Source organism: Saprospiraceae bacterium (genome assembly GCA_016716185.1).
In the GTDB taxonomy this organism is placed as follows: Bacteria; Bacteroidota; Bacteroidia; order Chitinophagales; family Saprospiraceae; genus Vicinibacter.
On record JADJWV010000002.1, the window covers coordinates 2,923,165 to 2,931,614 of the forward strand.

General features: G+C 41.2%; 12 protein-coding genes. All 12 read right to left on the reverse strand.

The window, feature by feature from the left end:
* The 12 genes from IPM34_13180 to IPM34_13235 all read right to left on the reverse strand — a co-directional run bounded on the left by IPM34_13180 (position 1) and on the right by IPM34_13235 (position 7,549).
* Entirely contained in the window at positions 1-156 is a 156-nt protein-coding gene (locus IPM34_13180; GenBank protein MBK8956490.1) for a hypothetical protein, read from the reverse strand.
* On the reverse strand, positions 153-341 hold the full coding sequence (locus IPM34_13185; protein MBK8956491.1) for a hypothetical protein: 189 nt from the start codon (positions 339-341) through the stop codon (positions 153-155). Before IPM34_13185 ends, IPM34_13180 begins: the two co-directional genes overlap by 4 nt.
* 28 nt (positions 342-369) lie before the next feature.
* Complete coding sequence (locus IPM34_13190) at positions 370-1,185, reverse strand: hypothetical protein (GenBank protein ID MBK8956492.1); 816 nt, start codon at positions 1,183-1,185, stop codon at positions 370-372.
* Between the two features lie 528 nt (positions 1,186-1,713).
* On the reverse strand, positions 1,714-2,289 hold the full coding sequence (locus IPM34_13195; GenBank protein MBK8956493.1) for a tetratricopeptide repeat protein: 576 nt from the start codon (positions 2,287-2,289) through the stop codon (positions 1,714-1,716).
* 17 nt (positions 2,290-2,306) lie between these two features.
* Entirely contained in the window at positions 2,307-2,570 is a 264-nt protein-coding gene (locus IPM34_13200) for a tetratricopeptide repeat protein (protein MBK8956494.1), read from the reverse strand.
* Between the two features lie 82 nt (positions 2,571-2,652).
* Positions 2,653-2,943 (reverse strand): hypothetical protein, encoded by a 291-nt coding sequence (locus IPM34_13205; GenBank protein ID MBK8956495.1) that lies wholly within the window; start codon positions 2,941-2,943, stop codon positions 2,653-2,655.
* A 5-nt stretch (positions 2,944-2,948) separates the two neighbouring features.
* A complete protein-coding gene (locus IPM34_13210) occupies positions 2,949-3,179 on the reverse strand; it encodes a hypothetical protein (protein ID MBK8956496.1) in 231 nt (76 codons plus the stop codon).
* Positions 3,180-3,273: 94 nt separating this feature from the next.
* Positions 3,274-4,230, reverse strand: a complete 957-nt coding sequence (locus IPM34_13215) for a caspase family protein (protein MBK8956497.1) — start codon at positions 4,228-4,230, stop codon at positions 3,274-3,276.
* 818 nt (positions 4,231-5,048) lie between these two features.
* Positions 5,049-5,213: a hypothetical protein gene (locus IPM34_13220; GenBank protein ID MBK8956498.1), complete on the reverse strand. Its 165-nt coding sequence runs from the start codon at positions 5,211-5,213 to the stop codon at positions 5,049-5,051.
* Positions 5,214-6,088: 875 nt separating this feature from the next.
* The gene (locus IPM34_13225) at positions 6,089-6,322 is read right to left on the reverse strand and encodes a hypothetical protein (GenBank protein MBK8956499.1); all 234 of its coding nucleotides are present in this window, start codon (positions 6,320-6,322) and stop codon (positions 6,089-6,091) included.
* Between the two features lie 13 nt (positions 6,323-6,335).
* A complete protein-coding gene (locus IPM34_13230; protein ID MBK8956500.1) occupies positions 6,336-6,524 on the reverse strand; it encodes a hypothetical protein in 189 nt (62 codons plus the stop codon).
* A gap of 641 nt (positions 6,525-7,165) precedes the next feature.
* Positions 7,166-7,549, reverse strand: coding sequence for a hypothetical protein (locus IPM34_13235; GenBank protein MBK8956501.1), 384 nt, complete (start codon positions 7,547-7,549; stop codon positions 7,166-7,168).
* Positions 7,550-8,450 lie beyond the last annotated feature (901 nt).

Below are 8,450 nucleotides of genomic sequence, written 5' to 3' on the forward strand. Positions count from 1 at the left end.
CTAAGTGGAGTCAATAATACCATGGGTAATTTCATGAGCATTTACATCCATGGCTCCGGCGAAATCCATATATCCCTTGCTTATGTTACCATTACCATAGTGAACGGTATTGTCGGCCCAAAAAGCACCTTCGTAATTGGATCCAAAGCTGATCAGCGACCGAACCTACCTCCATTCCCATTTATAGAATTTCTGTTGTGCGTGTTGAGAAAATAATCGTAAACAAGACCAGCATGATAATGCGCAGCGACTCCCGCTTTCGGAAAAGTATTGGTACTGCTGGAAATTTGCACAGCAGCTTTAGGATCGCTTCCATTTCGGGCATCTTGTGTCCAAATCACACCTGCAGGATTATTCAGTGTAAAATTTCTAATTAAACATAGGTTTGGAAGCATCAATCAGGTAAACGTCAGCACCTTCTCTCCAAACATTGATGGTTCGGTCGACATCCTGAAGGTCTTTCGCGGTAGTGGTTTCGCCACTGAGTATATCTTCGGCATGTGCTTCGCATTGGGGGTATCCATGAGTTTCATTATGATCTCTGGATCTGCAAAAACCACAATAATTTTTGATACTTTTTAAAACGGTATTGGCTTCCGCATCTACATAAACGACCCATGGAAAAACCCCATCTTTAACTAGTTTGAGCCGATAAACCAAATTCCATTGGTTCATGCTGCCATTTTTCCAGTATCCTAATTCGCTGGATTTCAAATCATAGCTTGAAGTCGAATTTGAATTCTGCAAAGTTCCTTCACTTGAATTATTTAAATACTCCTTACCTGTTTGAAAGGCCCGGCTCTCGTCGATGAAGGGTATCCTTTTCTGGTCTGGTAATTCCGCTTTGCCATGCGCTAAAACGCTTTGATCTTTATACACATGCAATAAATATTGCCCGGTGAAAACAGGTAATCCAAAATAGGTTTGATCAAATTTTAAATGTTGATTCTGTTGACCATCCGTTTGGTGTTCGGAAAGTTCGAATCCAACACCGGATTCTGTACCATAGCCAATAAAGAGAGGTAATTGGTTCGATAATTCCTTCCAATGTTCATCAGATTTTAAATCATTCAACACCGAAAATTGAAAACGACCTGGTATCCCTTCAGGATTTACCTCAAGTGCTTTGTAGTGATGAATCAGTCTGAGAACATTGGTTTCAGACAAAGCAGTGTGTCTATCCAAAATAACCTGGGTTGCTTGTGTTGAAGCCTTCCTATTTGACGGATGGATTTACCTGTCCAAAACTGAAGGTTAATAATGAATAAAAAAAGATGATGGAAGCAAATAACCTCATAAGATTTAGTTGATAAGTTTGATAGAAAGCCTAAGGTAAAGAAAATTAAAGATAGTAAAAATTTAGTGAATAGATTTGTCATATCTTATTGATATTTAAAACTATATATATATAAATAAAATAAACTTTATTCCTGACTTTGTCTTAACATAGAGCCTACAAATCGGAATTTATACCAATGAACTTTGGTTGTGCTCAGGATACTCCTTTAGCCCAGAATATAAATCCGATGATGCTTTACTAATAAAGGAAGCTTGGATCCTGTTAGTCGGAAATGCCGATGACGACGGCGTAGGCCTCACCCCGGCCCCCGCCACTGTGCGGAGAGGGGGTTTTGATTTGGGCCCCTTTGGTTTGTGCAACGATACTAACGTATGTTAGTATCGCGAATAGAGTGATGATTGATTTCATGAAGCTTATTCTTTATTTTGGTCCGGGAAGTATTTTTTCATCAAGACGTTCCAATTATCTTTTTGATCTTTTAAATGATCCAGATCATGATCATTTTGAATGTTGTCATAATTATTAAATCCTTTTTGGATGGCCTGTTCCAATTGTTGGAAAGCTTCATCAGTTTTGTTCAACATACTGAGTGCACATGCTAAATTGAAGTTGGCCATAAAATTTCCAGGGTTTAACTCAATCACTCTGCGGTTTGCCATCGCGGACTCTTCATATCGCTTCAATTGATTATAGGCCAGTCCCAGTTGAAAATGAGTTTCTGAATTATTCGGATTTACTTCTATGGCCTTATTGAATTGTCTCGCGGCATCATCAATACGCTGCGTAAAGATGTATATTTTCCCCAAAGCAATCAACAATTCTACAGCTTTCGGGTTATTTCGAATACCTGTCAACAAAATGTTTTCAGCATCCTGAATACGATGGGTATTTAAATACACTTCACTTAAAACTCCATAAGACCAGTGATTCAGAGAATCCAGCTGAAGGGATATCCGACAGAGGCTGTCAGCATTTTGCAAACGATTCATTCTTAGATTTACAAAAGCTAATACCTGATAGGCTCTTGAATCATTAGGATATCTTTGTATCCATTGTTTGCCATTGTTTCTGATTCTGGAAGCCTGTTTAACTGAAGATAGAGAGAAGTAAGATTTATAAGTAGAGGATCTAATGTCGTATCCAGTTGAAACGCGGTGGAATAATGTTTTTCAGCTTCGACAAAATTACCAGAACGGGCATAGGTCACTCCCAATGCATTGTGTATACAAGGCTTGCAATATCCCAATTTGCTGTTATTTAAAATTTTCAAAATTTCATAGCTGCTGAATCAAATTTTTGATTGTTGGCAAAATATTCTCCCCCATTTGTACAATAAATAGGTTGCATTTGAATCAATTTTGTTCGCTTGTGCCATGGAATTTAATTTTTTCGGACTCATTTTTCATGTAAACATCATTCAGCGCGGTATAAGCCAATACCCAGGATGGCGTTGTATTGATTGCTAAATTCAAATAATGTTCCGCCGAGTCAAGCTGTTTTAGTGACATTCCGTATAAAGCACCTAAATTCAAATAGACAAAAGACAAATCAGTCTGCCAATTGAGTGCCTCCCAATAATAATTTATCATTATAGAAACCACATTCTTATCCGAAATGGTTAAGGTGCCTAATTTTGTATTCAATGCCCCTATTGAAACTGTTTTCCAAAATAGTGTTGCCGTGCTTTCAACGACTTGTACATATAATGTTGGGAACCCAGAAGTGCAGACGCTCTTTCCAAATATTTCGGGTAGGTTCCGTACTCCTGACTCTTCTGCTTCTGATTGATAATGAGATTCGCTTCAATGTCAGATTTTAATAATGCATTTATAACTTGTTGGGCATCATCCTGTAAAGCTGCTGCATAATTGCGCTTCATGGTGGCATACAATCGTTCTAGTTTAGGTTCATTGATCAATTGTTGATAATACGCCTCTGCACATGCTTCTGCAGGTTCTAAAAATATTTTTCTTTTAATGTTTTCTTGAAAAGTGCATACACTCCTTTTGTAGTAGTATCCAATTTAGATAAAACATCTTCTTCAATTCCCTGGATTCGATGGCACTCAACATCTGCATTTGATTTGTTTTGCCGGATTTTAGCGCAGCCAGTAAGGTTTCATCAACACCAGCCAATCGTTCATTCCTGTTACCCACAGTCATGGGCACCTGGCTGACGGGAGCGACTTCTTTGGATACATGATCCTCCAGGTATCTTCCAACTTCCTGCAACGAAATCCATAAATCATTGTTGTTATCTGCCATGCCATACAAGGCCTCGAGTAGGTGATACGAGAAAGCACCGCGCCCTCCGCCCCACTGTTCGCCTTCGATGCTGTATTCATTCGGCTGACAAGACATGATCTTGATCTCATTTCCAAATTGTTTTGCGAGATTGGCTGCGGTGGCCTGAGATCCTCCAACCGAGCTACCCGCAAGTGTACCCGAACGGCAGGCATCGGTGATCACAATAACTTTGGCTTTATTTTGTATCGAAAGTGTGGACACTACTTCCTGCAACATTGGCAAAGCAAAGGCACCACCCGCCATATATACACTTGCAGGTGCATCCCAGCACAAAAGAAATCCGGGTTGTGTCAAACTTTTTTCGACATCTCCGTGTCCTGAAAAATAAATAATGGCCTGATCTCCTTCTTTGCAAACTTCCCACAACCAGTCCAAAGCATTGGCAAATTGCGCCATGGTGGCATCTTTATTGATCAGAACTTTTAAATGGTCGGGATCGAGTTTGCCGCCGCATTGGATCGAAATAACCGCAAAGGCTTCTGCATCTTTATCTGCAAAGCGAAGATCGGGTATACCGATCCTGGTAATCGGAGATGCCGACGACGACGGCGTAGGCGTTTTTAGTGATAGTTGCTGGTTGATAGTTGATAGCGGTGAGCACCCTTTGATTTGGTGTATATGCAAGAAACGGCAACATTAAAATGAATATGTCTTTCATAATTATGTTCTATTAGCCTTCCAATTTATTGGGGAAGTATCTTATTTGAAATTTAATAGAAATTCAGAAACGTTTTTATGTATAATTCCTTTGTAAGTGTTGGAATTTTGGGAGCATCCAGGCTGAGTACATATTTGGGAAATTGGTCTTTAATATCCAGTAAGTTGCCAAACCCACGGTTACGTGTTTCTTATCCAGGATTAAATAACAGACCAGAATGTATCCTGCCTTCACCATTTTTAGTCGCAATAAATCAACTTCTTTTGGTGGTTTGAAGACGCCCATTTTAATATCTAGTTACATATTCCTTAATTGGTTATAAACTACATTTTCCAATAATTTTTGAATCTCATTTATTCTAAATCCTATGATGGAATTTCCGCAATCCCATCTATTTAAAGTAATACTTTTCCTCAATTTAAAAATCTTCTACTTTTATATCCTATCTTGTACCTTATGAATAAAAAATGACTGTTGAATAAAATCAAGATAATCCGCACGGTGTTCGGAGATATGGTAAGTTTCTGGGATTTTAAAAAAATCAGCTATTTTCTTCGTGAGATACGATGCTTCTAAATTATCAGCAAGATACCTGATTAAATTTTCGAGAAAAGCAACATTGCGAATGTTGTACCGTTTAATGACATCCTTATAAAGAATCGCGGCATAAATATTGGATAAATAATCGTACACTATATGCTCCCTGAAGAGGCAGGTGGATTAAAATTCGGAAATGCCTCCCAAATCTCGAAGGTTCATAAACTTTCTGAAACTATCGTTTAGATCATGAAATCCGCAGAAATTCAACATAAGATGAATTGTTTACCTGGATTTCCGACATACCTTCCGCTTTTAATAAGGTAGCCAGTTCACGCGACAACAAATTGGCGTTGCTACCCGTAATGTAAATATCAAAATGACTATTCGAATACAACTGAAGGGCTCTCAAATTCCTGAATGTCCTGTGTTTTACATCAATGAAAATTGCATTTTTCCAGGCTTTTATCAGGAATTGTTGATCTGTACTTGATTAAATCTTATAATTCTGATTTGATCGAAATCATCTTTTCTTTATCAATATAAATAATATTGATGTTGGCGTCAGATTTTTGCATTTTATCAATCAGCTGAAGCTTGGCGATATAACTTTTACCAAATTCCGACGTTGTCCAGTTAATACCTTGATGATTGGTTTAGCCTATAAATGGCGTTATCCTGTCGAGATAAATGGGTCTTTCAATATTTGAATATTTGTCCATAGTTTTAACTATAATGCAAATATAATTATATAAGTTGTAATGTTTTCATCATAATGAATGTTTTTTGTTGGCTCAACCATTTGGTATTTTTCTTATAAATTATTCATATTCAGTTTATTAATTCGACTGGCAGGAGCACCATTTGCCTTCCCATTCATGCTTATGTAAGGGGGTATAACCAGGCAATGTGTCAAGAATGCTTTTACCGGCAATCACATCAACAACCAAGCAAAGAAGGGATGCGAGTTGCTGGTTGCCTGCCTGACCGGTAGACAGGTTCGTTGCTGGTTGTGTGACGCGCCTTTTTGTTGGGCTGAAAGACACCGGAATAGCAAACAAGTAAAGACAATTTTCTCATCAGTTTTATTTCCGCTGGTTATCCTTTGCCCGGTATCCGGGTAACAACGTCGTAATACTTCGGAAAATGCTCACACCAGAGCCCCGACCATCCGTTTCGCGGATGGGGTTGAGGAGAGGGTCGCAGAGAGAGATTTGCCATTAATCCAACTAAGATGGCTTTGATTTGTAGAGCGATTGCCTTTTCCAAACACGGGTTGACGCTTTTTCAGCGGCTCGTTTGTGCATAAGCATGCCTGTTGACAGGCCACCACGGTTCGTTGCAGGTATATGACCGAATCAGCGCCATAAGCGCGCCTTCTCCGTTGACCAAAGCCAATGATGGGACGACGGGAGCTCTCACATTTTTGAAATCATCTTTCGTTCTCTTCGTAATAGCAAATACTGCCTGTTCTGAATGAACGGAAGCCACCAATGGACGCAGCTGTCCAACATTTCCCATCAACCTCACGGCGTTACCGGCCGAGAAATTTTGTGCCGTTTCTTTGGTTCAATTCAAAAGCCTTATCAGCATGGCCGTGGTCATCCATGCGCTTCAAATCTGACAGTTGAAGAGCCTTATCCCCTTCACTTTCGCTTGGCTGCTTTTCGCCTGCGGCGTGTCGTTTTTGAAGTAAAGCTAATTTCGCCAATAAAGCCTTCAAATCATCGACTCTATCATGACTTTCACTGACGCTGATGGCAAGGTTAAATTCAATAAGTCACCGAGCACGCAGGAGAGGTTGGCATAAATGCTTATCCTTCTACCGGATGAGAAAGCTCTCTTCCTATTGGCAGATAGTATTATTTTGCTCGTTCATATTCTCCTTCAATTCTCCCAGAGGCATTTCCAAATGTCAACTACATTCATAGGCTTTTATGGAACCTTTGGGTCTTTCCATTTCGATAAAAACTTGCTAACATATAACTGGTTCCAGTACCTTGCCGAATCGGGCTTACAATTTGCTCATTGCCCCCAAATCCAATTATAGGGTTTAAAAAGCTAGAATCGTTGATATTTTTATGATAATAAATTGTTTTCTTGCCTTAAACTCGATACTTTAAGTGCCTGTATAAAACCAAGCCTTCTTGGTGAGGATTCACACCTTTTAAAATCATTGTCATACTTTTCCTCGATTTGAATGGATACAGTATGTCCATTTCTATACTCAACAATAAAACCACTGCTGTCCATTTTCCAACGACTTCCCCAGCCACTTTCTTTTCGGATGTAAGCCCAGCGTTTATGCTGTCCGGTTAATTTTTTCCTTGAAAAAAGTCATCGCCTTAAAGTATTCGCTAACTTTTAAATCGTGGTAGGCATAGTGCTTTTCACCCAGAATTTCATTTGCCCGTTGGAAATAACCGGGTGATTGGTCATATCGAACGGTTTGCCCGCGCGACTGCTCAGGACATCAGATTTATCTTTAACTTGCTTTGTTGATGATGGTCTGCCCTCTTGGCGGCGAGCGCCGCTGCCAACTTCCGCTTCATAATTGAGAGCGAAGGAGCTTCCCTGTCGTTGGAGCAGGCTTCTGAAATAGTCATCGGCTGCTTCGTCGGTGGGTTGAAGCAGGTGCCCGCTGTCTAATGCCACCAGGAACTGGGCGTACAGCCGCCGCTTTGCATCGTGTCGGCTAAAACAGCAAAGGCTTTCCCACACCCTTGTTTTTAACGATCTAACATTCATGAAGGACGCTGCTGTTTTCCTGTTTGGCCTTCCACATAGCCAGTGCGTTGTTATTTGACGCTAGTCAGCCGCGAGTGTATGGGGCCGTTTAAATGGCACTTGGCTCTAGAGAAGCGCTGCCTCGAAAAATCCACGGTCTTCAAATTGTGGCGCATGATTCCGGTCAACGGTAGGGATCCGTTGCCATCGGCGAAGACCGTACAATGCATCTTCCAAATGGTAGGAAAAGCAGCCACGGCCCCACGCCCACTGCTCACCTTCAGGGGAATGCTCCTCTGGTTGGCAGCTCATTATCTTGATTTCGTTGGCAAACTGCTGCGAAAGCTGCATCATGATCACCTTCGTGCCGTTCACGATACATGCCGCCAACTTTCCGCATGGCAGGCATCGGTGATAACGATGACACTGATTCTCGGACGGGGTGCTGAGGATGAAACTTGTAGGTAGTTCAGCGAGAAGGCACCGGCGCCATAAACTGCAGGCGAGAGTCGCCGAGCCGAGCAAGATGGCTTAGGTTAAACTTCGTGACCCGCTCCACGTCACCATGTCCACGCACTGAAATAGATGAAGGCTCCCGATCACCGGGCTTACTGGCACTCAGCAGGCCAGATCCCAGCGACACAATCATCTGGGCATTGGTGGCAGCTGCGTTTTCAAGCAAAGACGATATTGGAGTCAGGCAGTTCACTGACCACTCCACGGTGACGCAGCCACTGAATAAACGCCCGTGCGTCCCGGTCGGCGTATTTCAAATGCAGGAATAACGGGGTCTGATAGTCGGAGATGCCAAGGCTGACGGCGTAGGTTTTAGATAACAGTTGCTGGTTGTTAGATGTTAGTTCTGTTACCCGCTTTGGATTTGAGCAAGAACTAACATATGTTGGTACTAATAAAATGATGC

Bases quoted from the DNA above. Each gene is read 5' to 3' on its own strand.
- IPM34_13210 (MBK8956496.1), bottom strand. From the start codon at position 3,179: ATGAAGCGCAATTATGCAGCAGCTTTACAGGATGATGCCCAACAAGTT.
- IPM34_13225 (MBK8956499.1), bottom strand. From the start codon at position 6,322: ATGGGAAATGTTGGACAGCTGCGTCCATTGGTGGCTTCCGTTCATTCA.
- IPM34_13235 (MBK8956501.1), bottom strand. From the start codon at position 7,549: ATGAATGTTAGATCGTTAAAAACAAGGGTGTGGGAAAGCCTTTGCTGT.
- IPM34_13195 (MBK8956493.1), bottom strand. From the start codon at position 2,289: ATGAATCGTTTGCAAAATGCTGACAGCCTCTGTCGGATATCCCTTCAG.